Genomic DNA, 26,799 nt, shown 5'->3' with positions numbered 1-26,799 from the left:
GTTCACTGCATCCACTCCGGCTTGATCGGCAGCCCGTTGGCCGCGCGGTATTCACAAATGGCTTTGAGGTTGTCCAGCTCGAGCTGGTGTCCGGCGGAGAACATCTCCCAGAAGTCGCCCACCCAGACGGGCCGCTTCGGCGGCGCGGTTTCGGGGTAGCCGTTCTCGTCGTAGAAGGGGTGCTTGCAGTTGATCCACGTCACCACCGAGCCGGGTTTGTTGAACACCACCTGGGCGTCGACCACCCGCATCAGGTAGATCATCCAGAGGTGCTCGGACTGGTCCCACGCGCAGTGATAGTCGACGGTCATCGCGTCGGGATGGGCGACGGTGCGGGTGAAACACTTGGTCGCGTCACCGAGACGGTCGTAGGACAGCCACAGGCCGGGCTCCTCGGTTTCGGTGAATCCGCGCAGGCTGTAGGTCCATTCCTCGAGCGAGCGGGTGTCGGCGAGGTATTCGTAGACCTCACGCGGCGGGGCCGCGATGTAGGTCTGCACGGGGCAGTAGTCGCCGAAGATCTGGTCGTGCGGATACACCGACCTCAGCATGTCCATGATGATCGGCGTTGTGGTCTCGCGGTCGGAGTTCTCGATGCGGAGGACGCCGGGCACCACCTCCTCGGGGATGTCGGACAGGGCAGGCAGGGCGCTGGTGGTCACGGTGTGCTCCTGGATGATTCGAGGGCTGACAGAAAGGGAAGGAAAGGCGGGACTTCGTCGGGGTCGCAGAGGATTTCGAGGAACGACGGCCCGGTGGCGGCGAAGCTGAGATCCAGTGCGCCGGACAATCGGGGGGCGTCGGAGACGGTGCGGGCGGGCAGCCCGGGGAACATGGCCGCGATGCCTGCTCCCAGATATGACGGCTGAAAACGGTTGAAGCTGTAGCGGTCCCGGTAGTAGAGCTGTTCACGGGTGACGCACATGGCGTGCGCGTTGTTGTTGAACACCACGAAGGTGATGGGCAGGTCGTGTTCGATCGCGGTGTGGATTTCCATGCCGTGCATGAAGAACGAGCCGTCACCGGCGATGACGACGGTGCGGTGCGGGCCGTCGGGCGCGGCGCGGCGGGCGAACGCGGATCCGATACCCGCACCGAACGCGTAGCCCATTCCGCCCATCCCGAGTGCGACCGCGAAACGTCCGCGCTCGGGTACCCGTAGGTAATGCACCACTGAAGCGCCGGTGTTACCCGCGTCGGCGAAAATGTCGGCGCCCTCGGGCAGCGCGCGCTGGATCGCCTCGACGACGGTGCGATAGCGCAGGCCGGGTCCCGCCGCTGCGGGGACGGGCATCGGCGTGAGCTCGGCGGAGCCCCGGCTCGTTGTGGCCCCCGCTCCGATGTCGGCCAGCAGCGTCGCGATGGTTTGCGCGAGATCCGCGCTGGTGGCGTGGGTGGCCGCGAGGTACGGCGCATGTGCGCCGATGCTGAGGACCGGCAGGTCGGCGAGGGCCGCGTCGAGCCCCGCGCGGGCAGTGACCGGGAGGCGGGTGCCGACGAGCAGGCAGGCGCTGGCCGCCGACAGCGCTTCGACCAGCTCGGCATGGCCCATGCTGCCCGCCACACCGCAGTAGCCGGGACCGGTGTTGGAGTACACGTCCTTGGCATCGGGGGCCACACCGATGGCGGCATCGAGTGTGGCGACCAGTTCGGCGAGTTCCGCACGGGCATCGTCGCGGGCGACCTGATCACCGGCGATGATCACCACTTTCCCGGTGCGCTGGGCGTTGGTGAGTTCGGTCGCGATCGTGTGCGGAGACGTCGCTGCCGGCGAAATCGGCGAGGCGCGATCTGGCCGTGCTCCGTCGGATGGGGTCACAACGGCGTCGAACTGTCGCGCGACGATGACCTCCGGCATCAGTTGCTGCTGAACATCTTTCGGTATCAGCAGCACCGCCGGTCCACCACTCTCCGCGGCTGTGATCGCCGCGGCGAGCTGTGCGGGCAGCTCGAGCGGATCGGTCACCCGAGCGCAGTACTTGCTGATCGTCGCGAACAACGCTGCAGCGTCGATGGATTCGGACAAGCCGCTCGAATCCTGAAACGCGCCGAGACCTTCCAAGCTGGTCGGTGGCTGTCCGATCAACGCCAGCACCGGAACCCGGGATGTGAACGATTCGGCTAGTCCGGCAACGAGATTCACCGCACCACCGCCGGACGTGGCGGCCACGACACCCAGCCCGCCGGTGCTGCGCGCATATCCGTCGGCCATGGTCGCCGCGGAGAACTCGTGCTTGGCGACGATGCCGGCCGGTGCGCCGTCCGCCTCGAAGATCGCGTCGTAGAGGTCCTCGATATTGGCGCCGTCGACGCCGAAGATCTGGGTGATTCCCCGGTCGGCTACCGTTCGTACCAGGTAGTCCACCACTCTGTCCGGCATCGGACCTCCTTCTCCGCGACGAAATGTGACGCTGTGGTGCACCGCGTCTGATGGGGTTACGAGGCGCGCCGAGGGGGAGTTCAGAGGGTGGGTGAAAACCACCCCTTGTGTGTACGTACACATATACGTATAGTGGGTTCATGCCCAACAAGACGATCTACGTAGCCGACGACGATCTCCCCGTGTTCCAGCGGGCGCAGGAGCTCGTCGGCGGAAACCTCTCCAGCACCGTGGTCAGCGCGCTGCGCAGGCTCATCGAACTGGAGGAAGGTCGTGAGGCCGGCTTCGAAGAGGTTGTCCTGCAGGTGGGTCGCGACGGTGTCCGGCAGGTGCGCTTCCAGGGCGTGCTGCTGGGTGAATGGCGCGATGTCGGCGACAAGCGGGTGCTGCACCAGCAGGTCTACCGCAGCCGCAAGGGCAAGCTCGTGCTCCACACGCACTCGGCGCTGTGGTCGGAATACCCGACCGGGGACGCCGCGGGCGACATGAAGGACTGGAAGTACTGGCGCCGCATGTTCGGCATCGGTGACCGGCCGTGGGACTGGGGCGACTACGAGTACGAGATCCTCGACGACCTGAAAGCCCTGAAGGATCGCGTGCCCGACAAGCTCTATCGCAAGGTCGAGGACATCACCGCGCACCCGCAGATCGAGGAACTCGACATCTAGCTCCGTCCTCGGACGAACAACCACACACCGCACACATCAACCGCAGCCCCTGGGGGCTGTGTCGATAACTCATGCACTTATTCGCAGCAATGAATGTAATCCTGTGGAAAGGGACGATCATGGTCAACTCGGCCATCACCGCACGCGGTCTCCAAAAGGCCTACGGCGACAAAACAGTTCTCGACGGCATCGACATCACCGTCGCCGAGGGCACCGTGTTCTCGTTGCTCGGCCCCAACGGCGCGGGCAAGACCACCACCGTGCAGATCCTCACCACACTGATCGCCGCCGACGGCGGCGAGTGCACCGTGGGCGGCCACGATGTGGCGACCGACCGAGGCGGGGTGCGCGAGCTGATCGGCGTCACGGGGCAGTTCGCCGCGGTCGACGAGCTACTGACCGGCCGGGAGAACCTGCACATGATGGGGGATCTGAACCATCTGCCGCGCCGCGAGACCCGCACGCTCGCCGACGAATTGCTGCGACGTTTCGACCTGGTCGAGGCAGCCGACAAGCCCGCGAGCACCTACTCCGGCGGCATGACCCGCAGGCTCGATCTGGCGATGACGCTGGTCGGCAATCCACGGGTGATCTTCCTCGACGAACCGACCACCGGCCTCGATCCGCGCAGCCGCCGCTCCATCTGGGAGATCATCCGCGGCCTGGTCGACGATCTCGGCGTCACCGTCTTCCTCACCACGCAGTACCTCGAGGAGGCCGACCAGCTGGCCGATCGCATCGCGGTGCTCGACAACGGCCGGATCGTCGCGGAAGGCACTGCGGCAGAACTGAAGCGCCTGATCCCCGGCGGCCACATCCGCATCGACTTCACCGATCAGCCCGATGTGGACGCCGCTCAGCGCGCGTTCGGCTCGACGGCGAAGGTGGTCGAGGGCACCGACGGGCTGACCCTCGCCGTGCCCAGCGACGGCGGCGTGCGTTCCCTGCGTGCCGTCCTCGACATCCTTGATGCCGAAAACATCGAAGCGGGCGGCATTTCCGTGCACACCCCCAACCTCGACGACGTCTTCCTCACCCTCACCGGCCGCGCCACCACCGAGCAGGAGTCTCTGCGATGACCACTCAGATCAAGTCCAAGTCCTACGCCGTCGCCGACACCATGACGATGCTGCGGCGCAACATGATTCACGTCAAGCGCTATCCCAGCATGACGTTCAGCATCATCATCATGCCGATCGTGCTGATGCTGGTGTTCAAGTACGTCTTCGGCGGGGCGCTCGAGAAGTCCTCGGGCGGTAGCTATATCGACTATCTGGCGCCCGGCATGATGCTGCTGTTGCCCGCCTACCTGACGGTGTCGGTAGCGGTCTCGATCGCCACCGACGCGAGCAAGGGCATCGTGAATCGCTTTCGGGTGATGGCGATCTCGCAGTCGTCGGTGCTCACCGGGCATGTGCTCGGCGCGCTCATCCAGGCGATGGCGGGTGTTGTCGCGATGACCGCCGTCGCGATGCTGGTCGGCTTCCGGCCGAACGCGAACGTCGTGGAGTGGGTCGGCGCGTTCGGGCTGCTCGCCCTGGTGACCTTCGCCTTCACCTGGCTCGCCATCGCGCTCGGCCTGCTCTCGCCCACCCCCGAAAGTGCCAGCAACGCACCGTTTCCCATCGTGCTGCTGCCCTTCCTCGGCAGTGGTCTGGTCGCCACCGACACGATGCCGGTCGGCATGCGTCAGTTCGCCGAATACCAGCCCTTCACCCCGATCACCGAGACGCTGCGCGGACTGCTGATGGGTACCGAGATCGGCGCCAACGGCTGGGTCTCGCTGGTCTGGTGCGCGGTCATCGCCGGCGGCGGCTTCCTGTGGTCGAAGTCGATCTTCCGCAAGCAAGCGAAGTAGCCTGTCGCGCACACGGTCCGGTCTCCCCCGCGGAGACCGGACCGTGTCGCGTTCAGACCTGGGCGACCAAGACCGTCCGGCCGGAATCGACGGACGTGATCTCCACTGTGCTGATCGAATCCGGCGGGGCGTCGATGGTGCGATCCACCGTCAGCTCAGTGCCGGGGCCCGCGGGCCACCGGTCGAGTTCGAAGCGCTGCTCACCCGCGGTCACCACCAGCCCGTAGGTGCGGGTGTAGCCGGAGCCGTAGGCGCTCGGCGCGTAGCTGCAGGTCATCACCAGGCGCGTGCGGTCACCGTCGCGCACCAGCTTCACCTGCGCGCTCACCGGCGTCTGCTCCACCGCCTGCATCTGCTGCTCCGCGACGATCTGCTCGGTCGGCGTCTCCGAGCGCGCCACGGTGACGGTCACCGGAATCGCGATCGCCACCGCTGCCGCGGCAGCCGCCACCGCGCTGCCGATGCTCGTCCAGCGCCGCCGCCGCCTGCGCCGTTCGGCCGCCGCGGCCAGCGACGGGAGCAGATCGGGGACCTGTGACGGAGCCGGCTCGGGCGAGGCGATCATCGACAGCGCGGTATCGCGGTCGACCAGGGCGAGCATGCCCGGCAGCCCGGACAGCTCGGCGACGGCCTGCTGGCAGGGCGCGCAACCGAGCAGATGCGCCTCGTATTCGCGCCGCTCGGCGGCGCCGAGCGAACCGAGGACATAGGCCGCGTCCCAGGTGCTGTACTCGTCGGCGAGGTCGGTCATCGGTTCGTCACCCCCATCTCCTGTAGCGCGAGTCGCATGGCGCGCATGCCGTAGTGCAAGCGCGATTTCACGGTTCCCGGCGGGATGCCCAGCTCGTCGGCGATCTGGGCCATGCCGAGGCCGCGATAGTAGGCCCGCACGATCACCTCGCGATGATCCGGGCTGAGCGTGCTGAGCGCGTCGGCGACCAGCCAGCCGTCGAGCGCCCGATCCGATTGGTCGGGGCTCACCTGCTCGGGTGGGTTGTCGGTGCCGAACTCGCGGCGGTGCCTGGCACTGCGATGCTCGTCGACCGCGAGATTACGAGCCACGGTGAACAACCAGGCGCGCGGTGAGGTCTCGGTCTGCTCCAGCACGGCCGGGCGTTGCCAGGCGCGCAGCAGAGTCTCCTGCACGATATCCTCGGCCCGGCCGGGATCGCGTACCAAGCCGAGGGTGAAACGCCACAGCGCGGGTGCGTGCTCGGCGTAGAGCGCGCGCATCAGTTCGTCGCGACCATCGTTCATCGGCGGCCCTGGTCACTGCTCGTCGAAATTCATATGTCACTCCTGCTCGTGTGAAGGAGTAACGGGATCAGTTGCGTTCGAGTTCAATCGGGTGTGTCGCCAGCAGGGCCAGCGGCAACGGCTGACGGCGCAAGACCGCGGACCACAGGTCGTGGCGGTCGGTGGCGATCGGATCCGACGGCAGCGCCGAGACCACGATCCAATCGTCGTTGTCGAGTTCGCCGTCGAGCTGGCCCATCGACCAGCCCGCGTAGCCGGCGAAGATCCGGATCTTGTCCAGGAGCGGTCCGATCTCGGCGGGATCGGCGTCCAGATCGACCAGCACCACCCGGCCGTCGACCCGGCGCAGGCCGCGGATGTCGGAGATGTCGACGCCGGCGCGCAGCACCCCCAGGCACAGCGCCGCATCGCGTTTGACCGGGCCGCCGATGTAGAGATCGGTCGGGGTGGCGGCCAGGTCCGCCCAGGCGGGCAGCACATCCACGACCGGGGTCTCACTCGGCCGGTTCAGCACCACGCCGAGGCTGCCCGCGTCGTTGTGCTCGATCACATACACGACGGTGCGCCGGAAAGTAGGTTCCACCAGGTCTGTCGCGGACACCAGCAGATTGCCCGCGCGGACGTTCACCGCCGGCTGACCGCGCCGCCGATCGTCGCCGTGCCCGTCGCGAGTCCGGCGCTCGTCCGGGTCGTCTCCGCCTGCCACCGAGCCATCATCGCATTGGAGCGGCGGTGCGCGCTTCCCGCGCAGCGGATCGGAACCGGAATTTCTTCGTGCGTGGACCCCGCGATCGACCGGTAGGGTCGCGCTATGCACTCGCCCGAAGTCCTGCTCGACGACAACGACGCTGTGTACGACTACTACCTGCGGCATCAGCAGAACAGGTGGAAGGCGCTTGCCTCGTACGCGGTGCTGGCCCGGCGGTTCCGGCCGCGCGTGACGTTCGCCGAGGGCGCGAAACAGCAGTTGAAGGCGCTGATCCGTAGCGGTCGGCCGGTGATCTACGCGATCAACCACCTCTCGACCAGCGACCCGTACACGGTCGCGGCGACGGCGTGGCGCTCACCGCTGCGCTCGAAGATCGGGCGGGTGCGGGTGCTGGCGAAGGACGAGCTCTTCCTAGATCCCGAGCAGCGGCGCAAGGTGGACATGATGGGCGGGATCCCGGTGTTCCGCGGCAAGGACCACGGCATTCGCGCGGTCAATGCCGCAGGTCAGCGGATGATGGATGTGTGCGCGCAGCGGTTGGCCGCCGGTGATCACCTCGCGATCTTCCCCGAGGGGACGTGCAATGAGGTAGATCACACCAAGGTGCAGGCGGTCGGCAGCGGAATCGGGCATATCGCGTTCCGCGCGGCCAAACTGGACGCCGCGCCCGCGCTGGTCGCCATGGGGATGAACTACGGGTCCTATGCGGCCGGTGTCGAACCGACCGCGGCCGAGGTGGTGTCGGGCAGCGCCTACTTCCGGGCGCCGATTCTCGAGTTGCCGCAGCGACCCGCCGACATCGCCAGGCTGGTCAAAGACGAGCTGCAACTGGCTGTCGACGGGGCCGTCGCGCGCTACTGAGGTAGACCGAACAACTCTCTGGCTCGTTGCGGGACGTAGGCGATGTAGTCGGGGCGGGTGGTGATGAAATGCAGGACGACCGGGCACATCGGCAGGACGCTGAAACCTTGGTCTCTGCTCGTGTCCAGCGCGGCTTTGACCAGGGTGTTCGCCAGTCCTCGGCCTTCGAATCGGGGGTAGATCTCGGTGTGCACGAGGGCGCGTTCGTCCCCGGTGTCCTGGTATTCGATGTAGCCGGCGGGTTGACCGTCGGCGGTGAGTTCGAACCGCTCGAGCGCGGTGTTGTTGCGGACCTCGGTCGCCATAGGTCGACGCTACCGTGTTCGGGAGGACAACCCACTGAGCAAATGAGAACATGGGTCACTCCCCGACCACCTCCGAGCCGTTGCGCGCCTGACGAAAGGCCGAGAGCGAACGGTCGAGCTCGGAAACGACACTATGAATACACGGAGAGGCGGAACAGATGGCCGGCGAACCGCTTGTCGTGCTCGCTCCCGACAAGTTCAAGGGGTCGTTGACCGCGCCGGAGGTGGCCAGGGCTCTGGCCAGGGGAATCGCTCGGCGTGCGCCGAAGGCGCAGGTGCGGTGTGTGCCGGTGGCCGACGGTGGTGACGGGATGGTCGACGCCTTCGTGGCGTCGGGGTGGAAGCGGGTGGAGGTCGCCGCGCCCGGGCCCACGGGGGAGCAATCGACGGCGGTGTACGCGGTGCGGGGGGATACCGCGGTGGTGGAGTTGGCGGCTGCCGTGGGGCTGGTGAAGTTGCCCGGTGGGCGGCTGGATCCGCTGCGGGCCGATACGTTCGGGCTGGGGGTTGCCATCGTGCACGCGCTCGACGGCGGGGCGCGGGAGATCGTGCTCGGGCTCGGCGGCAGCGCTTCGACCGACGGTGGGTCGGGGTTGCTGCGGGCGCTCGGGTTGCGGTTGCTCGATCAGGAGGGGCGGGAACTGGCGGGCCGCGGGGACGTGGCCGCGTTGCTCGAGCAGGTCGCCTCGGTGGATCGAGGTGGGTTGCATCCGGCGGTCGCGACGACGCTGTTCACGCTGGCCTGCGATGTGGACAATCCGTTGCTCGGGCCGGCTGGTGCGGTAGCGGTGTACGCGCCACAGAAGGGCGCCAGTGCTCGGCAGATGCTGAAACTCGAAGCGGGGCTTACCAACTGGGCGGCCGTGCTGGGCAGGGGCTATGCGGAGATCGGTGGGGCGGGCGCGGCGGGCGGCACCGGGTTCGGGGCGCTCGCGGTGCTGGGCGCGCAGGTGCGCAGCGGGATCGATGTACTGCTCGAGCTGCTGGAATTCCCGGCCCTCATCGGCGGGGCCAGGCTGGTAGTCACCGGTGAGGGCTCACTGGATCACCAGAGCATGCATGGGAAGGCGCCGGTCGGGGTCGCGGCGGCGGCGAAGAAGGCGGGCGTGCCGGTGATCGCGGCGGTAGGGCGAACCCTGTTGTCGCCAGGGGAGATTCGAGCCGCGGGATTCGCCGCGTGTTATCCGCTCAGCGACCTCGAGCCCGATCCCGCGCGCTCGATCATCGCGGCGGCCGACCTACTCGAACGCATCGGCGAGCGGATCGCCATGGAGCACTTGTGCCGGATGCGCTGACGGTTACAGCGCGATTCGGGAGGACGAAGGCTGCGGGGCAGTCGGCCGGGTAGTGGTGGCCAGCGCCTCGCGATTCTCGTCGCCCCAGGTCTCGAGCGGTTCCAGCGCGAGGCGAAGGGCCTCGCCGAGCGGGGTGAGCGAGTACTCCACCCGCGGCGGGATCTCGGGGAAGATCTCGCGGTGCACCACGCCGGTGCTCTCCAGGTGCCGCAGGTTCTCGGCGAGCACCTTCTCGCTCACACCCTCGAGCATCCGCCGGATCTGACCGAATCGCTGCGGCCCGGCGCCGAGCACCCACATCAGGTGCAGCTTCCATTTACCGCCGACGACGTCGATGGCCAGGCTCATACCGCACACATCGTGATCTGCGTCACTGCTCAACGTCGCCACACCCTTCTGACCGTATTTCGAACCTCAGGGTAAGCAACCACACCCGAACGTTCGGTCTTCCCGACGATACTCGCGCCGACCACCATGGAAAGCGGCGCCGAACCAACCAGTATCGAGAATCGAAGGGCCACACCATGTCCGAGCAGACCGCTCCCCGTTCCGTTTCCGTTCTCGGCCTCGGCCCGATGGGCCAGGCGATGACCAGGGCCTTCCTCGAAGCGGGCGTCGAGGTGACGGTGTGGAATCGCAGCACCGCCAAGGTCGATGCCATGGTGGCGCTGGGTGCCGAGCGCGCAGGCACCGTCGCCGAGGCGCTCGATGCCAACGAGGTCTGCGTGCTCAGCCTCACCCATTACGACGCCATGTACGACGTGCTCGGCCAGGCGATCGACCACCTGCCCGGCAAGGTGATCGCCAACCTGTCCTCCGATTCACCGGACAAGGCGCGGGCGGGCGCGCGGTGGGTTCGCGAGCGGGGCGCCGAATTCCTCTCCGGCGGCGTGATGTCGGCGGGCGACAACATCGTCCATCCCTCGTCCTACATCTTCTACAGCGGCCCGAAGACGGTCTTCGACGCGCACGCCGAGCTGCTGCGCCCGCTCAGCCCGCAGGAATACCTGGGCGCGGACGACGGCTTGGCCCAGATCTTCTACCAGGCCCTGCTGATCACCTTCCATCCGTGGTTGCTGGCGTTCGACCAGGCGTCGGCGATGATCGCGAACTCCGGCCACAGCATCGACCAGTTCGTACCGTTCGCCGTCCGCTCCGCCGGCGCCTACCCGTTCTTCATCGAACAGTTCGCCGAGGCGAACAAGGCAGGCGGCTTCGCGGAGCTCTCGCACCTGAAGATGATGGACGCGGGCGCCCAGCACATCATCGACGCCAGCGAAGAGGCAGGCGTCGACGCGAGCCTGTCTCAGCTCGCCCAGTCGTTCTGGCGCAAGGCCGTCACCGCGTCCGAGGCGACAGGCAGGCAGATCTCGCCGTACGCGTTGTTCCGCGGCGAGGCGTCCTGATGTCGGCTTCGGGCCGAGCGGCCGGGGCGGTCACCGTCATCGGCCTCGGCCCGATGGGGCAGCAGATCGTGCGCACCTACCGCGCCGCGGGTTTCACGGTGACGGTCTGGAACCGCACCCCCGGCAAGGCCGACGGCCTGGGTGCCCATCGCGCCGAGACGGTCGCCGACGCGGTGGCGGCGGAGCTCATCGTGCTCAGCCTGACCCACTACGACGCGATGGACGAGATTCTCGGCGGCGCCGATCTGACCGGCAAGGTTGTGGTCAACCTGTCCTCGGATTCGCCGCAGCGGACTCGGCAGGGGGCGGCGTTCGTCCGGGCTCGCGGCGGCGAATTTCTCGCCGGTGGGGTGATGGCTCAGCCGCACGAGCTGGCGCTGGCGATCATCGACCGGTCCGGTTCCGAGATAGCCCGGTTCATGCCCTACGCCCAGCGGTCACTGGGCAGTGTCGGCGCGCTGTACGCCGCGTGGGCGGGAATCGCCGAGGACGGGGGTCCGCCCGATCCGGCGTACCTGCGAATGATGACGGCCGGCGCGCGACATGTGGTGGCGACCGGTGCCGAGGTCGGCGTGGACACCGTTCTGGCCGAATCGGTTTCGTCATATTGGGAGCGAGCTGCCGGTACGCCCGAATCGACGTTCCAGGTATTTCGCGGATGACACGCTGAAACCGTTCGGCACGGTGGTGCCGAACGGTTTTCGGTGGTCACGCGGTCTCGGCGCCCGATCCCAATCTGGGGAACGGCTCGGTGGAGAACACCACTTCCACCGCTACCTCGAAGTAGGCCGCGAGCCGCAGGGCCAGGTGCAGGCTGGGGCTGTATTCGCCGCGTTCGAGGTAGCCGACGGTCTGGTAGTGCACACCGAGCGCTTCGGCCAGGTCCCGCCGCGAGATGCCGCGCTCGGCGCGCAACATCGCGATGCGGTTGTAGATGACCTCAGAAGGCACGCTGCATCGCTTTCTCGCGGCGCACGGCCACGCTGGATCCCGACTCATGGCGGGCCGCCCGCCGCAGCACGATCGGCGCGAGCAACAACCCGACGATCGACCATACGCCGAGTACCGCGGCGGTCTCGAGGTGCCGCCACGACCCGTCGATCTCGATGGCCGCCGCCTCGGCGGGGAGCAGCCCGGAGCGCATGCCCAGGCCGAGCCAATACATCGGGAACAGCTGGGCCAGGCCCTGCACCCAGCCGGGGAGCGCGGTGATCGGGTACCAGATGCCGGAAATGGCGATCAGTCCCATCAGCGGCAGTGTCAGCAGGAAGATGTCGCGGGCGCCGACGATCAGTCCGCCCAGGATGGCGCCGATCGGCAGGGTGGCCAGCAGACCGAGCAGGATCACCCACGCCAGCGTGACCAGGCCGCCGCCGGGCATCGAGAATCCACCGACGATCACGGCACCGATGGTCAGCACCACCACCAGCTGGACGAGTACCGCGGCCGCGGTCGTGCCGATCTTGCCGATGAAGTAGCCGAGGATGCCGTTGGGAATCGTCTTGGCGCGCAGCAAGGTTCCGTCCTCCCGGTCGAGGGCGAGGACCTCGGCGATGCCGTACAGCCCGTTGAACGCGATGATGCTGCCGAGCAGGCCGGGCACCGCGAGTTCACCGAGTGACAGCTCGGTGTCCTGGTAGGTCCGGTCGCGCAGGAAGAAGATCGCTATCAAAAACAGTGTGGGAGTGAGGAACTGGGCCACCAGACTCGTCCCGTTGGTGTAGAGCTGCCGCAGTTCGATCCACATCGCGGCCAGGCCGCCCCTGACCGCTACCAGCGTGGGATTCATCGCGTGACCTCCTGCAGTGAGCGAACGGGTTCGGCGGCCGTGCCGGATTCGAAACGGCGGACCAGCGCCATATAGGTGTCCTCCAGCGACGCGCGCTGCACCTCGAGGTCCTCGATCAGGTCGCCGTGCTGTTTGAACAGTTCGTGGACGTACTTCGTCGACTCGGTCGTCGTGTGGACGAAACGTTGGCCGTCGCGGGTCCAGCGCACCTCGGCCTCGCCCGCGGTGGCGGCGCTGAGCTCCTCCGGCGAGCCGTCGGCGATGATCCGGCCACCGGCCAGGATCAGGATCCGGTCCGCCAGTTTCGCGGCTTCGTCCAGGTCGTGGGTGGTGAGCAGGACGGTGGTCTCGTCCAGATCGGCCAATCGATGGACCAGATCGTGGAAGTCGCGCCGGGCAGCGGGATCGAAGCCCGCGGTCGGCTCGTCCATGAAGAGCAGTTCCGGTCGGCCGACGATGCCGATCGCCACATCGAGTCTGCGTCGCTGCCCGCCGGACAGGGTGGCGATCTTCGCATCGCGCTGATCGGTCAGCCCGACCAACTCGATGAGTTCATCGGTGTCCCACGGTCTTGTCACCCGGGCCGTGGAATAGGGGCTGTAGTACCCACCCAGATGGCCGAGCAGTTCGGCCACTCGCCATTTCGCGTGGTCACGCCAGGATTGGAGCACCACGCCGATGCGGGCGCGCCAGAGTTCGTCACCGTGTTCGGGATCGGCCCCCAGCACCTCGACCTGGCCGGCCGACCTCCTGCGGAACCCCTCGAGGATCTCGATCGTGGTGGTTTTGCCCGCGCCGTTGGGGCCGAGCATGACGAGCACTTCCCCGCGCTCGGCTTGAAATGTCACATCGTGCAGGACGTCGGTCTCGTCGTACCGCATCCGTAGTTGCGCGACATCGAGAACAGCGTTGTTGTTCGAAGCCATGAGTCCTCCCAGTCATCGACCTTCGATGAGTTGTAGCATACGTACTACATTTCATCGTGGCAATGCTTCGCCGAAATGGGACATTCCGAAAATTGTGAGCACTGCTCTTGACTTCGGCTCGTGGAGCGCGCATGCTTGTACTCAACAGAGAGCAGTGCTCACAGTTCAGGAGTGATCAACATGGACAACGCGACCCGCCACCTCCCCCCGACCGGCATCGACCCGATCGTCAACAAGATCGCCAACCTGCTGCCCAAGCTGGGGATCAGCATCATGGGGTCGCGGCTGCTGGCGGTGCGCGGCCGCAAGAGCGGGGAATGGCGCACCACCATGGTCAACGTGATGACGGCCGCCGACGGTGAGCGCTACCTGGTCGCGCCGCGTGGGCACGTCCAATGGGTGCGCAATCTGCGCGTGGCGGGCGATGGCGAACTGCGCCTCGGCCGCAAGACCGAACGGTTCACCGCCACCGAGGTCGCCGACACCGACAAGGTGCCGCTGCTCCGGCTGTACCTGGAGAAGTGGGGCTGGGAGGTCGGCAAGTTCTTCGAGGGCCTCACCAAAGACGCGACCGATGCCGAATTGATCGCTATCGCACCGGGTTTCCCCGTCTTCCGGCTCAGCTAGGGCTTGCTCAGGTATTCGATCGCGGCGGCATAGCCCTGGATGCCGAGGCCGGCGATGACCGCGGTCGCGATCGGGGAGACGAACGAATGGTGCCGGAACTCCTCGCGCGCGTGCACATTACTGATGTGCACCTCGACGATCGGCACCTCCGGGATCACCAGGGCGTCGCGCAGTGCCACCGACGTATGGGTGAGGCCGCCGGGGTTGATGACGATGGCCGACACCTCGCCGCGGGCCTGGTGGATCCGGTCGATCAGCGCGCCTTCGTGATTGGACTGGAACGCGATGACCTTGCGTTCGAATCGGGCGGCGGTCTGCTCGCACAGTGCGACGACATCGTCGAGGGTGTCGGCGCCGTAGATCTCGGGCTGACGGGTACCGAGCATGTTCAGGTTCGGTCCGTTGATTACCAGGATGGGACCAGTGGCCTGCTCGGTTTCCATGCAGGCCACTGTATCCAGGTTGGACCCGTCCCGGATCGTGTGGTGGCTGTGTTTTTGGAGCGCTGGCGCGCTCGAGCGGGCCCCTGGGGGCCCTGATCTTCCCTCCCTCCGGGTACTCCTTCGTCGCACCCTCCGGTCAGTCCAGATCAGGGCGGGGCCCTTTGGGTAGGGACATACGGGCTTACCCGTTTCGCTGGGGGGCTACAAGCCCGTGGGGCCCTCCGAGCGCAGGTCGTCGACCTTGCGCATGGCTTCGCGGAGTTCGGCCAGCCAGGTTTCGGCGTGTTTGCCTGCGAGTTTGACGGTCCAGGCCAGGGCGTCGGCGCGGGAGCGGGCGACGCCCGCGTCGATCAGGGTGTCGAGGACCTGGCGTTCGGGCTGACGGAGACGGGTCATCACGGGGACGGCCAGGTGGGTGAACAGGATCCGTTCGCCGTCTACTCGCACGCCCCACGCGACGCTGCGGCCGTAACGCCGCTGGGCCTCGTCGGCGATCTGCATGCGGGCCGGGCGGGTCGACTCGCGGAAGCGGGCCAGCGCGCCTTCTTTCGTGGCCGCCGGGGTGCTCGCGTCGCCGGGTACGGGCAGTTCGCCGACCACGACGATCTCGTCGCGGTCGATCTCGATGTCCACCGGCCCGGTGAACCAGTCGGCGGGCAATCGTCCGGCGAACCAGTCGGGGGCGTCGGCGGGATCGGGAAGGTCGGCTTGCTGCCATCCGCCGGGTCGGCCGAATCCGCGCTCGCGTCGATCGTTCCGCATGGAAATCACCTGCTATCTGTCTTGCGCACGTTGCGTTGATTACAAGATTACGCCGATATCAGCGCGGTGAATTCCGCTCTGCGTGAACGAGTGCGTATCGACTCGGTAAAGGCGATGCCGTGCGTGTGGGCGGAGGCGGCCTGGGTACCCTCGCGTTGAATCGCCGGACAAATGCGAGATCCGCACCACCTGGCGCGGCTGTCGGTACGGTTGGCGCAGCAGTTGTTGCCGCTTACTGGGCGAGGTTGGAAAACGGACCCTCATCGGGGCGAGATTTCCGGCACAATCGAGGTGTCGAGGTCGGGGAGTATCCCGACTGACCGGGGCATTGGAGACGGGTCAACTTCCGGTACGGTGGATTTGTTACCGGAGTGGCAAGAGTGAAGAGTGGGCGATATGGATGTGTGGGGATCCCGCCGCTTTCGCGTCCGGGGCGCAATGGCGATCGCGGGGGTTGCGACCCTCGCCATCGCGCTGTGCTCGTGCGGAGTGGGTGGGAAGACGAGCGAGTCGGAGACGGTGGTCCAGCGGTTCACCGAGTACCTCGACGATCAGGACTACGGCAAAGCCGCCGACCTGACCTCGTACCCCGCTGCCGCTTCGGCAACCATGAAGCAAATGTTCGAGGGCCTGCAAACGGGCACCGTCGACTACGAGGCGTCGCAGGTTATCGACCTCGACAAGCAGTCGGCGATCTTCAGCATGGAAGTCGCCTGGAACTTCGGCGAGAAGAAGGACTGGACCTACACACTGCAGGGCACCGTGCGCAAGCTCGCCATCGGCTGGCGGATCTCCTGGGAGCCCGCGGTGGTCATGCCGCAGCTGACGAACAATCGCACCGTCAAGCTCGTGCGTACCACCGCGAAGCCGCCGCCCAAGGTTGTCGACCTGCCCGGCGAAACGCTGATGACCGAGCAGACGCTCAACGTCATCAAGATCGACCCGAGCCGCACCGGCGACCTCGTCGGCACCACCAACGCGCTCGCCGACGCCATCGAGCCGGTCGCGCCCCTGATCACCGGGCCGTCGCTGATGCAGCAGCTGGCAGGCTCGCAGGGCAAGCCGATCGTCGCGGTGAACCTGCGTGACGGGGATTTCGCGATCCTGGAACCACGGATGGCCAAGGTGCCGGGTGTGGTGATGGAGAAGCAGCCCAAACTGATCTCGGCCGACCGGCGCACCCGTTCGCCGATGCTCGACGCGCTGCGCGAGGTGTGGCAGGACAGCCTCGAGGCCACCGCGGGCTGGGGTGTGCAGATCTTCGAGGCCGACGGCAGGTTCGTCAACCAGGTGGCCGGATACCAGGGACCGGCCGGGCCGGACATCGCCGCCACGATGGATCAGCGACTACAGCGCGCCGCCGAAGACGCCGTGGTGAGCGCGGGGACCGCGGCCACGGTCGTGGCCATTCAGCCGTCGACCGGTGCGGTCGTCGCGGTCGCGCAGAACTCGTACGCGACGGAGAAGGGACCGATCGCCTTCACCGGACTGTTCCCGGCGGGCGGCACGATGGAGCTGTTCCGCACCGTGGCCGCGGCGATCAAGAACAAGCCGCCGCAGGACGTCACCGTGCAGGAGGCGGCCGAGGCGGCCACCGCGCTCGGCGTCGGCGTCGACTTCAAGGTGGCCGGGCTCGACGAGGTGACCGGGCGGATCAGCACGCCCGGCCGCAGCACCGAGCAGGTGCGTCAGGGTGCGGGCGCCGACGCGGTGCAGGTGAGCCCCTTCGGGATGGCGATCGCCGCGGCGGCCATTTCGCGGGGGTCGGTGGCGCCGCCGATGATCGAGGCGGGCAAGCCGGGCACCACCGATACGCCGGTTCCCGCGCTGCCCCAGCCCGCGGTCGACCGGCTGCGCGGAATGATGAACGAAGGCATCGGCAAGCCCGAAACCGCCGCCCTGCGCGGATTCCGCGATATCACCGCCTTCGCCGCGACGGGCGGTGCCGACGGTTGGCTGCTGGCGACGATGGGCGACCTGGTCTTCGCGGTGCACATCGCCGATGTCGACAGTGGTGACGCCACTTCACGACTCGCGGCCGTGCTGCTGAAATCGCTGGCGACGCCGGAGCCGTAAAAGCGAGAGTTATCACTGCTCAGTGGCTATGAACCCGGTCTCGAAGTCGATCTTGACCGGTTACGCTACGTCGGTGAAGAGATACGCGCCGTTCGGTATCGATGCTCTATTGGTGATCGTCTTCTGCGCGATCGGGAGGCGCAGTCACGACGAAGCCGTCATCGCCGGTCTGCTGAAAACGGTGTGGCCCTTCGGGTTAGGACTGATCCTCGGCTGGATTTTAGCGGTCTACCTCGCACGGAACACGCGGTTCGACGCAACGGCGTTGTGGCCCACCGGAATTCTGATCTGGGCGAGCACCCTGGTCGGCGGGATGGTGTTGCGCGCCATCAGCGGTCAGGGCGTCGCGCTGAGTTTCATGATCGTCGCGGCCTGCGTCCTCGCGCTGTTCCTGCTGGGTTGGCGGGCGGCCATTCGCGCGCTGCGTTGATCAGATTCGTCGCTGCTGCTTGAACTCTTGCTCGTACTCTTCGTCGTCGGCCTGTGGTGTGCGGAACAGGAACGCGAAGACGATCCAGCCGACCACGGCGACCAGGATGAAGCTGACCAGCCGGTATACGAACGCGGCCGCGACGGCCTGCGCGGCGGGCAGGCCCGCGGCCGCGGTGAGACTGTAGATCAGCGTCGCGTCCACGTAGACGATGCCGCCCGGCGCGAACGGAATCGACCCCACCGCCTTGCCCGCCGCGAAGGCGATGAGCAGCCCGGACAACTTGGGATCGGCGCCGATCGCGTAACAGGCGGTGCCGAGACACGCCACGTCGGCGAACCGGTGCACCAGCGCCCACACCCCGACGAGCGCCGCGTCCTTCTTTCCCAGATCGACCGACTCGAGTTGCGCCCGGATCTCGGCCAGCTTGGCGATGCCGTGATCGGCGGGTTTCTTCCGCAGCCGATTCACCAGCGCGAGTACCCGCCGCAGCACGGCCTCGAGCGTGCCGGGATGGCGGGCGAGATAGTTGCCTGCGAACACCACCAGGGCGAGGACCACCAGCGAGACGACGAATTTGAAGCCGATTCCCTGTCCGACCAGCGCGGCGCCGGCGATCCCGAGCAGCGCCAGCCCCGCGGCGGCGACCACGCCGGAGAAGACCAGCTGCCAGGAGGCCACGATCGGGCTCGCGCCCCAGCGCCGGGTCTGGCGGTAGGTGAACGCGGTGGAGAAGACCTGTCCGGCGGGCAGCGTCAGCGACATCGCGGTCGCGCCGTAGACCACCGATACCGATTTCCCCTGACTGACGTCCACCCCACCGGCGTGCAGCAGTTGTTTCTGCACCCGCCCGAAACCGCTCATCGACATCGCCTGCAACACGATGCACAGGAACAGCCAGCCCCAGTGGATCTCGGTGAGTGTGCGCCAGGATTCGTGCAGGCGGGGCCACAGGTACACGCCTTCGCCGACGAGCAGCGCGAGGATCACCGCGCCGAGCACCCACTTGACCCACCGAAAGCGGCGGCGGCGGCGCTCGGCCGGTGCGCCTGCTAGGTCGCCGTCGGCCGTCACGGTCTCAGCCTAGTGAACACAGTCGGCTTCCGGCCGTCCGCAGACTGCGCACGGCCGGAGCGAAGGCGCAGGTACGCCCAACGAACGCATCTGTTCTTCCTCGTCCCCGCGCGGCGCGGCGATCGCCGACTTCGGCCAGGCCAGGCGGGTTTTTCTGCGTCTGCCGCGCAATTGGACCTCGTCTCCGGTTATCCAATGTTCTTGCTCGCTTTCGTCGGCGAAGTAGAGCGCGCTGCCCGAAGCGAGAACGCGGCCGGGATGATCTTTGGCCAATTCGGTGAGCCGCGACGCCTCGTTGACGGGGTCGCCGATCACGGTGTATTCGAAACGATTTGCGGCGCCGATGTTTCCGGCCACCGCCAGGCCCGCCGAGACGCCGATGCCGATATCGAGGCTGGTCACCTCGCGCAGGGCCTCGCGCAAGTCGCGGGCCGCGGCGAGGGCGGCGCTCGGCGCGTCGGGGCGATCCAGCGGGGCGCCGAAGATGGCGAGCGCCGCGTCGCCGACGAACTTGTTGACGAAACCGTGGTGGCTGTCGATCACGTCGACCACCACCCGGAAGAACTCGTTGAGCAGGCTCACCACCTCGGTCGGCGGGCGTTCGGCCGCGGCGGCGGTGGAACCGACCATGTCCACGAACAGCACCGCGACGAATCGGGTCTCACCACCGAGTTCGGTGCCGTAGTCCAGTGCCCGCTGCGCCACGTCCTCGCCGACGTGCTGGCCGAACAGTTCCTGCAGCTTGCGGCGCTTGGCCGCCTCGTCCATCATCCGGTTGAAGCCGACCTGCAACAGCCCGATCTCGCTCCCGTCGTAGACCTCCACCTGCACGTCACGCGAGCCGGCCTGCACCCTGTTGATGGCCTGGGACAACTGCCGCACCGGGTCGGAGATCGAGGAACCGGTCAGCATCGACAGCGCCAGCGCCTGCAGGATCACCACGCCACACAGCAGCAGGATCGAGATCGCGAGCGACTTCGCCGAGAACTTCACGTCCGAGGAGATCTGGGTGACGCACAGCAGCACGATCGCGATGGTCGGCGCGAAGGTGCCCATGCCCCAGGTCATCGCCATCCGGGTGCCGACGCCGGGGGTGAGCGTGTGGTCGAAGGTGCCCTCGGTCAGCGCCTCCGCGGCGACCGGGCGCAGGATGCGTTCACCCAGCATGTAGGTGAAGCCGAACACGATGGTGGCGGCCATACATTCGGTGACGATCACCGCCCCCGCCAGTTCGGGCGATTCGGTGATGATCAGCGCGGCCAGGATCCCGCCGCCGATGATCCACAGCACCAGGTGCACGATCGACTGCCGCAGCGGCACGTGCAGGGCCGCCATCTGCTCGCGTCTGCTCGGTGGCCCGCCGCGCATCTGCCAGCGCATCACCGGCCGCAGCATGAGCGCCGCGGCGAAGATGCTCAGCACCGCGGCCACCCCGAAAACGAGCAGCGGCGCGAGCAGACCGGTCTGGCGCACCCCACCCGGATCGCCCTCCGGAACCGGCAGGCCGTATTGGATGAAGGCCCACACCAGCACCGCGCCGAAGGCGTTCGCCAGCAGCACAGACGTCAGATACAGCGGCCAGCGCGTTCGCATGGTCTGTTTGACCGCTTCCAGGGGCGCCGACACGACCACCAATCTAGCGTTCGGACCGATAGGCTCTCTCGAGTGACCGACCAGAAGGTAGATTCCGGGACCGCGTCAACGCCGTGGCGCTCGGACGCCGAGGCAGTTCATCCCCTGGTCCGCAAAGCCGCCGCGTGGAGTTGGCGGCTGCTGATCATCTTCGGCGCCCTGCTCGCGGTCGGAATGCTCGTGCAGAAGTTCGCCACGGTGGTGATCCCGCTGGCCATCGCGCTGCTCGCCGCCGCGCTGCTCGCGCCGATGGTCGATTGGATGCAGCGGGTGGGGATTCCGCGTTCGCTGGGCGTGTTCGTCGCGCTGCTGGGGTCGATCGGTCTGCTGGCGGGGGTGCTGACCTTCGTCGTCGAACAGTTCGTCGACGGTGTGCCGGGGCTGTCCAACGAGGTCACCAACAGCGTGCACAAGGTGCAGGACTGGTTGATCAACGGTCCGCCGCATCTGAGCGATCAGCAGATCCGCAGCGCGGGCGACACCATCGTGCGCACCATTCAGGACAACCGCGAGAGCCTGACCAGCGGCGCGCTGACCACCGCCACCGCCATCGGCCACATTCTCACCGGTGCCTTCCTGATCCTGTTCATTCTCATCTTCTTCCTCTACGGCGGAGATCAGATCTGGAACTTCGTCACCCGGATCATCCCCACCGCGCACCGAGAAAAGGTCCGCACCGCCGGTGAACTGGGCTTCGGAACGCTGGTCGGGTTCGTGCGTGCCACCGTCGCGGTAGCCGCCGTCGACGCGATCGGTATAGGAGCAGGGCTGGCGATTCTGCATGTGCCGTTGGCCTTGCCGCTGGCCTCGCTGGTGTTCATCAGCGCGTTCATCCCGATCATCGGCGCGTTCTTCGCCGGGTTCGTCGCCGTGTTCATCGCCCTGGTCACCAAGGGCCTGGTGACCGCGCTGATCGTGCTCGGCATCATCATCGCGGTGATGCAGCTGGAAGGCCATGTGCTGCAACCGCTGCTGCTCGGGCGGGCCGTGAGTATCCATCCGCTGGCCGTGGTACTGGCCATCACCGCGGGCTTGGTCGTCGGCGGGATCGCGGGCGCACTGCTCGCCGTGCCGTTGATCGCGGTGGGCAACACGGCGATTCGCTATCTGCTCGCCGACAGTCCGGAGGAGGCCTTCGGCGAGCTGGTCGCCACCGAGGAGCGAAAACGGTTCAGCGCCGAACCCGACAAGCCGGAGCCGCCGGGCCGCTTCGATGTGGCGAAGCGGCTGCGCATGGAAGAAGCCGAGTCCGGCGATGCGGACTCACACCGCTGAGCTGAGCTCGGCCGACGCCGCCACCGCGCCGCTGTGGCGGGCGGCGCAGGCGTTTCGGCTGGTCACGCTGCTGTACGCGATCGGTCAGCAGATCGCGTCGGTGTCGTATTACGAGCATCCGCGACTGAGCTGGATGCTGATCGCGGTGATGGCGATCTGGTCGGGCAGTTCGGCGCTGCTGCTGTCGCAGTGGTACTTCCCCGAGGCGACCGGGAAGATCCGCGGCTGGGTGGTGTTCGGCGACCAGGTGGTGACGATCGCGCTGATCGCCTCGACTCGGCTTGTCGCGGACTACGATTGGTACCACGGACATCAGACCCTGCCGACGACGTTGTGGATCGCGAACTCGGTGATCTCGATGGCCATTCTGCGCGGACCTGTCGCGGGTGTTGTCGCCGGACTTGCCATGTCGGCCGTTGTGGTGACCGTGCGCGATCAGTGGGGACAGGACGTCTGGGGCGACGCGACCGCACCGGTACTCGTTTCGGTCGGGTTGGCGCTCGGGTTGGCCGCCAATACCGCTCGACGGGCGCAGGGGCAGCTCGAACGGGCGTTGCGGATCACGGCGGCGGCGCAGGAGCGGGAGCGGCTGGCTCGCGAGGTGCACGACGGGGTGTTGCAGGTGCTGGCGTTCATCAAACGCCGTGGAAGCGAGATAGGCGGGCCCGCACAGGAACTCGCGCAGCGGGCCGGAGAACAGGAGGTGGCGTTGCGGGTGCTGCTGTCCGAGCAGGCGGAGCTGCCAGATCCGGGGTCGGGCGACGTGGATCTGCGGCCACTGCTGACCGCGCACGCCACGCCGAAGATATCGGTGGCCACGCCGGGCGATCCGGTGCTGGTAGGACGGATGGTCGCCCAGGAGATCGCGGCGGCGGTGAACACCGCGCTGTCGAATGTCTCGCTGCACGCCGGCGCCGACGCGAAAGCCTATGTGCTGCTCGAAGACACCGGTGACGGCTTGGTGGTGAGCGTGCGCGACGACGGTGTGGGGATCGCGACGGGACGGCTGGAAGCGGCCGAAGCCGAAGGGCGGATGGGGGTTTCGCGGTCGATCGTCGGCCGGATCGAGGCGCTGGGCGGCAGTGCCGAGTTGTTGACCGAGGGCGCGGACCTCGGTACCGAGTGGGAATTCCGGATTCCGCGCCATCCGGCGCGCTGAGAAGAGGAGCTGGGCGATGCCGGTGATCACGGTGATGGTGGTCGACGACCATCCGATGTGGCGTGAGGGTGTTTCGCGCGATCTCGCCGAAGCCGGTTTCGAGGTACTGGCGACCGCCGACGGCGTCGGCACGGCCTCCCGCCGGGCCGCGGCCGTACAGCCGGACGTGGTGTTGATGGATATGCAGCTCACCGACGGGAACGGGGCCGCGGCCACCGCCGAAGTGCTGCGGGTGTCGCCGCACAGCCGGGTGCTGGTGCTGTCGGCCTCGGCCGAGCGCGACGATGTGCTCGACGCGATCAAGGCCGGGGCCAGCGGATATCTGGTGAAGAGCGCGTCCGCCGCCGAGCTGATCGACGCTGTGACGGCCACTGCCGCTGGTCAGCCGGTGTTCACGCCCGGGCTGGCCGGGTTGGTGCTCGGCGAGTATCGGCGGATGGCGACCGCACCGGCGGCTGCCGATCAGCCGCATCGGCCGTCGTTGACCGAGCGGGAGACCGAGGTTCTGCGGATGGTGGCCAAGGGGTTGTCGGCCAAGCAGATCGCTACTCGATTGAATCTCTCGCACCGGACCGTGGAGAACCACGTGCAGGCGACGTTGCGCAAGTTGCAGCTGGCGAATCGGGTCGAGCTCACCCGCTACGCGATCGAGCAGGGGCTCGAGTAGCCACAGTGATTAGGGGTTTGCCCTGATGTGCTCGGTAGGGGTGTCTGGCTACCCTCGATGACATGGGCGGTCCTGAATCCCTCTTCGTACCCGGTGCCGCGACGGCTGGTCCCGTCGGTGACCGTGAGCTGCGTGTTTCCGATGCCGAACGTGAGCATGTCGGTCAGCTGCTGCAGCGTGCCGTCGGGCTCGGCATGTTGTCGCTCGGGGAGTTCACCGAGCGGATGGACACCGCGCTGGCCGCCAAGACCCGCGGTGAACTCAACGCCGTGCTGGTCGACCTGCCCGGTATGCGGGTGGCGGGCACACCGCAGCCCGCCGCGATGCCGCGCCCACGACACATCCCGGTTCCGGCCGGTGGATCGAATCCGAGCGCGATCCGCAGCCGGTTGTCGGGGGTGCATCGACGCGGGCCGTGGCAGGTGCCGCCGGTGCTGCACCTCAACAACCTGATGTCCGGGGTGACCTTGGACTTCACCGAGGCGGTGATGCAGACGCAGATCGTGGAGATTCAGGTCGACGACTACTGCACGAGCCTCACATTGCTCGTCCCAGCGGCGGCCACCGTCGACCTCAACGGTCTCGATCTGGTGGGGTCCTCGGCCAACAACAAGGTGCGTACGGGGCCGCCGATCGGACCTCTGCACCTTGTCGTGCACGGACGTATCCGGTTCGGGTCGGTGACGGCGAAGTATCCGTTGATGGTGCAGTGGCGACGGTTTCTGGGGTCATGATCCCGGGTAGTCGGGGAGACATCGAGGGCTACCCGGGCTGATTCGGGTAGGAACCGGGGGCTGACGGGGGTTTCTACTCATGTTCGGCGGGTGTCGGGCGCCGACGATGGGGATATGAGTACCGCTATTGATCCCGCGCTCGTAGCGCGGCTCTCGGGGGAGTTCACCGCGCTGGGCGCCAGGATGGGTCAGCTGGGGGGCGATCTGGACGTGCTTTCCGCGCAGTTGCGGGCCGAAGAAGCGCTGCGCGAGGGCAAGGTGGTGCCCTCAACGTCGAGTGCGGCTGTTGCGGGGCCTGCGACTGTTGCGGGGTCGCCTGCTGTGGGGCCTGCGGCTGTTGCGGGCCCGCCTGCTGTGGGGCCTGCGCCCGTCGCGGGCCCGCCTGCTGTGGGGCGTGCGCCCGTCGCGGGCCCGCCGACTGTTGTGGGCCCGCCGACTGTTGCGGGCTTCGGGCCTGGTCACGGCGGTCCGCCTCGGGGCGCTGACCTCGGTCAGGCGGGGTGGGCAGGTGTTGGCCACACAGCGACCTACGCGCCGGCGCAGGGAGCGGCTGTGCCCGTGGGCGCGGGGCAGGGGCGTCAGGTTGGGTCCGGGTGGGGGCAGGGAACTTATCCGGCTGGTCGACCCTTCGCGCCGATGCCGATGCCGATGCCGATGCGTGGGCCGGGGCGCGAGGCTCGGGTGCCGTGGTGGCAGCGGGAAGGGGTGATTTCCCGGGTGCTGGCGGTGGCCGGGGTCGGCGTGACCTTGGTCGGCGTGCTGATGCTGTTGGTGTTGGCCGCACAGGCGGGGTTCTTCGGCCCGATAGCGAGAGTCGTTGCTGGGGCAGGGCTTTCGGTGGTCCTCGTGGGCCTCGGGTGGCGGGTCTTCGGTCGGCCCGGCGGCCGGGTCGGCGCAATCGCGTTGGTGGCCACCGGTATCGCCGGGATGTATCTGGATGTCGTTGCGGTGACGGGATATTACCGATGGGTCCCTGGCGGGGTGGGGCTCGCGGTGGCGCTGGTGGTGGCGTTGATCGGGGTGGGAATCGCGGTGCGGTGGCAGTCACAGCCGCTGGCCGTGGGGGTGGTGGTGGGGGCCGCGGTGCTGTCACCCGCGTTGACCACCGAGTTGATGTTGCTCGGGTTCCTGGTGGTGTTGCAGGCGGCCGGGGTGCCGGTGCAGATGCGCAGGGATTGGCCGGTGCTCCACGTGGCGCGCACTGTGCCGGTGGTGCTCGCCGTGCTGGGGATGGTGGCGTTCAGCGGGATCGAAGGGGTGATCTCCGGCTCGGAGGCGCAGCAGCGGCAGGGTCTGCTGGTCGCCGCGATCGCCTGTGCGGTGGTCGGTCTGGTCGGCGCGCTGCTCACGGTGCGGCGCAGGCACGATGACATCACCGCGAGCATCACGATCGCGCTGACCGCCCTTCCGGTGCTCGCCGTCGCCGTACTGTTCGACCGAATGGTGAGCGCCTCGATCACCGCGGCTCTGGCCGCTGTCCTGCTCGGCCTCGCGGCCACCGCGGTGATTCCCCGCCTGACGGGAGTGGGCCCCGCCGCGACGCCTCCCCGCCCCGCGAATGTTCCTGATGCCGAGGATGTTCGGCCTGTCGCAGTGTTGCGGATCGCGCGGCACACGGCACTGGTGGCGGGTCTGACCGGTGCCGTAGCTCTGTCGCAGACCTGCGTGGCGGCGACGAGCGGTCACCCTCGACTGCTACCGACCACGCTGTTCGCGGCCGGTCTGGGGTTTCTCGCGGTGGCCGCCGTCAGTCGCACCCGGGTGGCCGCCGGGCTCGGTATCGCGTTCGCGTTGCTCGGTGGGCTGGTGATGCTGGCGACAGCTACGCCGGAAACACTTGCGCTGCAGGGGCTCGCGGAGCGGGAACTCGATGTCGCGACGGCCGTGGCGGCCGTGGTCGGGTTGGGCGTGGCGGCGATGGTGGCGTGGACCGTGCCACGGTTGCCGCGGTGCGACGATCCGGCGCTCGTCACCGGGGTGTGGATCGCAGTGAGTATCGCGGGGCTGTACTACGTGCTGGTCGCCGCGGTGTCCCTCGGCGTATCTCTGGGCGGTGCCGATGGTTTCATCGTCGGGCACAGCCTCGCGACCATCGTGTGGATGGTGGTGGCCACCGGCTCACTGTTCTACGGTTTGCGTCGCCTCGCCAGTTCGCCCGCCGTGGCGAAAGTCTGCCTGGTGTCCGGCCTGCTGGTCGCCGCGGCCGCACTGGCGAAACTGTTCCTGTTCGATCTGGCGACACTGTCCGGCCTGGTCCGCGTCACCGCGTTCCTGGCCGTCGGAATCCTGTTGCTAATCACCGGAACCCGCTACGCACGTGCCTTCGCCGAGGCAGCACCACCGCGCCAGGTCTCCTAGAAACAACGAACCGGCGGGGCTCGAAAGCCCCGCCGGTCGCGTGTCAGCACTGCGAACGTCAGTCGTCCTCGCGTCGGCGCAGCAGTTCGTTCACGCTCACCGTCCGGC

General features: G+C 67.5%; 29 protein-coding genes. 15 read left to right on the top strand and 14 right to left on the bottom strand.

The window, feature by feature from the left end; translation table 11 throughout:
* Nucleotides 1–2: 2 nt before the first annotated feature.
* Nucleotides 3–662 carry an SRPBCC family protein gene (locus ACWFRF_RS09990; RefSeq protein ID WP_378989227.1) on the bottom strand — a complete coding sequence of 220 codons (660 nt, stop codon included), beginning with the start codon at nt 660–662 and terminating at the stop codon, nt 3–5.
* Nucleotides 659–2,380 carry a thiamine pyrophosphate-binding protein gene (locus ACWFRF_RS09985; RefSeq protein WP_452449603.1) on the bottom strand — a complete coding sequence of 574 codons (1,722 nt, stop codon included), beginning with the start codon at nt 2,378–2,380 and terminating at the stop codon, nt 659–661. The genes ACWFRF_RS09990 and ACWFRF_RS09985 overlap by 4 nt, the downstream gene beginning before the upstream one ends.
* Nucleotides 2,381–2,520: 140 nt before the next feature.
* Here ACWFRF_RS09985 and ACWFRF_RS09980 point away from each other — a divergent pair, with 140 nt between their 5' ends.
* From ACWFRF_RS09980 to ACWFRF_RS09970, 3 genes are all read left to right on the top strand, one after another.
* Complete coding sequence (locus tag ACWFRF_RS09980; protein ID WP_378989225.1) at nt 2,521–3,048, top strand: EXLDI protein; 528 nt, start codon at nt 2,521–2,523, stop codon at nt 3,046–3,048.
* 119 nt (nt 3,049–3,167) lie between these two features.
* Nucleotides 3,168–4,127 (top strand): ATP-binding cassette domain-containing protein, encoded by a 960-nt coding sequence (locus ACWFRF_RS09975; protein WP_452449600.1) that lies wholly within the window; start codon nt 3,168–3,170, stop codon nt 4,125–4,127.
* Complete coding sequence (locus tag ACWFRF_RS09970; protein WP_378989223.1) at nt 4,124–4,906, top strand: ABC transporter permease; 783 nt, start codon at nt 4,124–4,126, stop codon at nt 4,904–4,906. Before ACWFRF_RS09975 ends, ACWFRF_RS09970 begins: the two co-directional genes overlap by 4 nt.
* A gap of 52 nt (nt 4,907–4,958) precedes the next feature.
* On the opposite strand, the gene ACWFRF_RS09965 is transcribed toward ACWFRF_RS09970, so the two are convergent.
* From ACWFRF_RS09965 to ACWFRF_RS09955, 3 genes are all read right to left on the bottom strand, one after another.
* A complete protein-coding gene (locus ACWFRF_RS09965) occupies nt 4,959–5,657 on the bottom strand; it encodes an anti-sigma factor family protein (RefSeq protein WP_387446119.1) in 699 nt (232 codons plus the stop codon).
* Nucleotides 5,654–6,163 carry a sigma-70 family RNA polymerase sigma factor gene (locus ACWFRF_RS09960; protein ID WP_067455024.1) on the bottom strand — a complete coding sequence of 170 codons (510 nt, stop codon included), beginning with the start codon at nt 6,161–6,163 and terminating at the stop codon, nt 5,654–5,656. Before ACWFRF_RS09960 ends, ACWFRF_RS09965 begins: the two co-directional genes overlap by 4 nt.
* 67 nt (nt 6,164–6,230) lie before the next feature.
* Complete coding sequence (locus ACWFRF_RS09955) at nt 6,231–6,869, bottom strand: YqgE/AlgH family protein (RefSeq protein ID WP_378989221.1); 639 nt, start codon at nt 6,867–6,869, stop codon at nt 6,231–6,233.
* 105 nt (nt 6,870–6,974) lie between these two features.
* Here ACWFRF_RS09955 and ACWFRF_RS09950 point away from each other — a divergent pair, with 105 nt between their 5' ends.
* Nucleotides 6,975–7,733, top strand: a complete 759-nt coding sequence (locus ACWFRF_RS09950) for a lysophospholipid acyltransferase family protein (protein ID WP_378634992.1) — start codon at nt 6,975–6,977, stop codon at nt 7,731–7,733.
* Here ACWFRF_RS09950 and ACWFRF_RS09945 read toward each other — a convergent pair.
* Nucleotides 7,727–8,038, bottom strand: a complete 312-nt coding sequence (locus ACWFRF_RS09945; protein WP_378634994.1) for a GNAT family N-acetyltransferase — start codon at nt 8,036–8,038, stop codon at nt 7,727–7,729. The two genes, ACWFRF_RS09950 and ACWFRF_RS09945, sit on opposite strands and share 7 nt — an antisense overlap.
* A 158-nt stretch (nt 8,039–8,196) precedes the next feature.
* Here ACWFRF_RS09945 and ACWFRF_RS09940 point away from each other — a divergent pair, with 158 nt between their 5' ends.
* On the top strand, nt 8,197–9,333 hold the full coding sequence (locus ACWFRF_RS09940) for a glycerate kinase (protein WP_452449598.1): 1,137 nt from the start codon (nt 8,197–8,199) through the stop codon (nt 9,331–9,333).
* A gap of 3 nt (nt 9,334–9,336) precedes the next feature.
* On the opposite strand, the gene ACWFRF_RS09935 is transcribed toward ACWFRF_RS09940, so the two are convergent.
* Nucleotides 9,337–9,681: a winged helix-turn-helix transcriptional regulator gene (locus tag ACWFRF_RS09935; RefSeq protein WP_378989533.1), complete on the bottom strand. Its 345-nt coding sequence runs from the start codon at nt 9,679–9,681 to the stop codon at nt 9,337–9,339.
* Between ACWFRF_RS09935 and ACWFRF_RS09930 the strand changes: the two genes are divergently transcribed.
* Together ACWFRF_RS09930 and ACWFRF_RS09925 are read left to right on the top strand one after the other, a co-directional pair.
* Nucleotides 9,603–10,739, top strand: a complete 1,137-nt coding sequence (locus ACWFRF_RS09930; RefSeq protein ID WP_452449894.1) for an NAD(P)-dependent oxidoreductase — start codon at nt 9,603–9,605, stop codon at nt 10,737–10,739. The genes ACWFRF_RS09935 and ACWFRF_RS09930 overlap by 79 nt on opposite strands.
* A complete protein-coding gene (locus ACWFRF_RS09925; protein ID WP_452449596.1) occupies nt 10,739–11,401 on the top strand; it encodes an NAD(P)-binding domain-containing protein in 663 nt (220 codons plus the stop codon). Before ACWFRF_RS09930 ends, ACWFRF_RS09925 begins: the two co-directional genes overlap by 1 nt.
* Nucleotides 11,402–11,447: 46 nt before the next feature.
* Here the strand turns inward: ACWFRF_RS09925 and ACWFRF_RS09920 are convergent, their stop codons facing one another.
* The 3 genes from ACWFRF_RS09920 to ACWFRF_RS09910 are packed head-to-tail and all read right to left on the bottom strand — an operon-like array spanning nt 11,448 to nt 13,454.
* Nucleotides 11,448–11,690, bottom strand: coding sequence for a helix-turn-helix transcriptional regulator (locus ACWFRF_RS09920; protein ID WP_056823747.1), 243 nt, complete (start codon nt 11,688–11,690; stop codon nt 11,448–11,450).
* Nucleotides 11,680–12,528, bottom strand: a complete 849-nt coding sequence (locus tag ACWFRF_RS09915; RefSeq protein ID WP_452449593.1) for an ABC transporter permease — start codon at nt 12,526–12,528, stop codon at nt 11,680–11,682. The genes ACWFRF_RS09920 and ACWFRF_RS09915 overlap by 11 nt, the downstream gene beginning before the upstream one ends.
* Nucleotides 12,525–13,454, bottom strand: a complete 930-nt coding sequence (locus ACWFRF_RS09910; protein ID WP_379311834.1) for an ABC transporter ATP-binding protein — start codon at nt 13,452–13,454, stop codon at nt 12,525–12,527. Before ACWFRF_RS09910 ends, ACWFRF_RS09915 begins: the two co-directional genes overlap by 4 nt.
* A gap of 180 nt (nt 13,455–13,634) precedes the next feature.
* Between ACWFRF_RS09910 and ACWFRF_RS09905 the strand changes: the two genes are divergently transcribed.
* Nucleotides 13,635–14,081: a nitroreductase/quinone reductase family protein gene (locus ACWFRF_RS09905; protein ID WP_387446124.1), complete on the top strand. Its 447-nt coding sequence runs from the start codon at nt 13,635–13,637 to the stop codon at nt 14,079–14,081.
* Here the strand turns inward: ACWFRF_RS09905 and aroQ are convergent.
* Together aroQ and ACWFRF_RS09895 are read right to left on the bottom strand one after the other, a co-directional pair.
* Nucleotides 14,078–14,524 (bottom strand): type II 3-dehydroquinate dehydratase, encoded by a 447-nt coding sequence (gene aroQ, locus ACWFRF_RS09900; protein ID WP_449966449.1) that lies wholly within the window; start codon nt 14,522–14,524, stop codon nt 14,078–14,080. The genes ACWFRF_RS09905 and aroQ overlap by 4 nt on opposite strands.
* A gap of 201 nt (nt 14,525–14,725) precedes the next feature.
* Nucleotides 14,726–15,286: a hypothetical protein gene (locus ACWFRF_RS09895; RefSeq protein ID WP_378635010.1), complete on the bottom strand. Its 561-nt coding sequence runs from the start codon at nt 15,284–15,286 to the stop codon at nt 14,726–14,728.
* A gap of 396 nt (nt 15,287–15,682) precedes the next feature.
* On the opposite strand from ACWFRF_RS09895, the gene ACWFRF_RS09890 reads away from it, so the two are divergent.
* Together ACWFRF_RS09890 and ACWFRF_RS09885 are read left to right on the top strand one after the other, a co-directional pair.
* On the top strand, nt 15,683–17,362 hold the full coding sequence (locus ACWFRF_RS09890; protein WP_378989214.1) for an NTF2-like N-terminal transpeptidase domain-containing protein: 1,680 nt from the start codon (nt 15,683–15,685) through the stop codon (nt 17,360–17,362).
* A gap of 73 nt (nt 17,363–17,435) precedes the next feature.
* Nucleotides 17,436–17,792: a DUF3054 domain-containing protein gene (locus tag ACWFRF_RS09885; protein ID WP_378989213.1), complete on the top strand. Its 357-nt coding sequence runs from the start codon at nt 17,436–17,438 to the stop codon at nt 17,790–17,792.
* On the opposite strand, the gene ACWFRF_RS09880 is transcribed toward ACWFRF_RS09885, so the two are convergent.
* Together ACWFRF_RS09880 and ACWFRF_RS09875 are read right to left on the bottom strand one after the other, a co-directional pair.
* Nucleotides 17,793–18,866 (bottom strand): lysylphosphatidylglycerol synthase transmembrane domain-containing protein, encoded by a 1,074-nt coding sequence (locus ACWFRF_RS09880; RefSeq protein ID WP_378989212.1) that lies wholly within the window; start codon nt 18,864–18,866, stop codon nt 17,793–17,795.
* 9 nt (nt 18,867–18,875) lie between these two features.
* Entirely contained in the window at nt 18,876–20,492 is a 1,617-nt protein-coding gene (locus ACWFRF_RS09875) for an adenylate/guanylate cyclase domain-containing protein (protein ID WP_449966440.1), read from the bottom strand.
* A 39-nt stretch (nt 20,493–20,531) separates the two neighbouring features.
* Between ACWFRF_RS09875 and ACWFRF_RS09870 the strand changes: the two genes are divergently transcribed.
* The 5 genes from ACWFRF_RS09870 to ACWFRF_RS09850 all read left to right on the top strand — a co-directional run bounded on the left by ACWFRF_RS09870 (nt 20,532) and on the right by ACWFRF_RS09850 (nt 26,691).
* Nucleotides 20,532–21,773 carry an AI-2E family transporter gene (locus tag ACWFRF_RS09870; RefSeq protein WP_378989211.1) on the top strand — a complete coding sequence of 414 codons (1,242 nt, stop codon included), beginning with the start codon at nt 20,532–20,534 and terminating at the stop codon, nt 21,771–21,773.
* A complete protein-coding gene (gene macS, locus ACWFRF_RS09865; protein ID WP_378989210.1) occupies nt 21,754–22,932 on the top strand; it encodes a MacS family sensor histidine kinase in 1,179 nt (392 codons plus the stop codon). Before ACWFRF_RS09870 ends, macS begins: the two co-directional genes overlap by 20 nt.
* A gap of 16 nt (nt 22,933–22,948) precedes the next feature.
* Nucleotides 22,949–23,599 (top strand): response regulator, encoded by a 651-nt coding sequence (locus ACWFRF_RS09860; protein WP_378916257.1) that lies wholly within the window; start codon nt 22,949–22,951, stop codon nt 23,597–23,599.
* Between the two features lie 62 nt (nt 23,600–23,661).
* On the top strand, nt 23,662–24,333 hold the full coding sequence (locus ACWFRF_RS09855) for a DUF1707 SHOCT-like domain-containing protein (protein ID WP_378653837.1): 672 nt from the start codon (nt 23,662–23,664) through the stop codon (nt 24,331–24,333).
* A 636-nt stretch (nt 24,334–24,969) separates the two neighbouring features.
* Nucleotides 24,970–26,691 (top strand): DUF2339 domain-containing protein, encoded by a 1,722-nt coding sequence (locus tag ACWFRF_RS09850; protein ID WP_452449588.1) that lies wholly within the window; start codon nt 24,970–24,972, stop codon nt 26,689–26,691.
* Nucleotides 26,692–26,799: the final 108 nt, after the last annotated feature.

It is taken from the genome of Nocardia sp. NPDC055165, from assembly GCF_053606985.1.
Note: the sequence above shows the minus strand (reverse complement) of the source record. Positions and strands in the feature narration are given on the sequence as shown.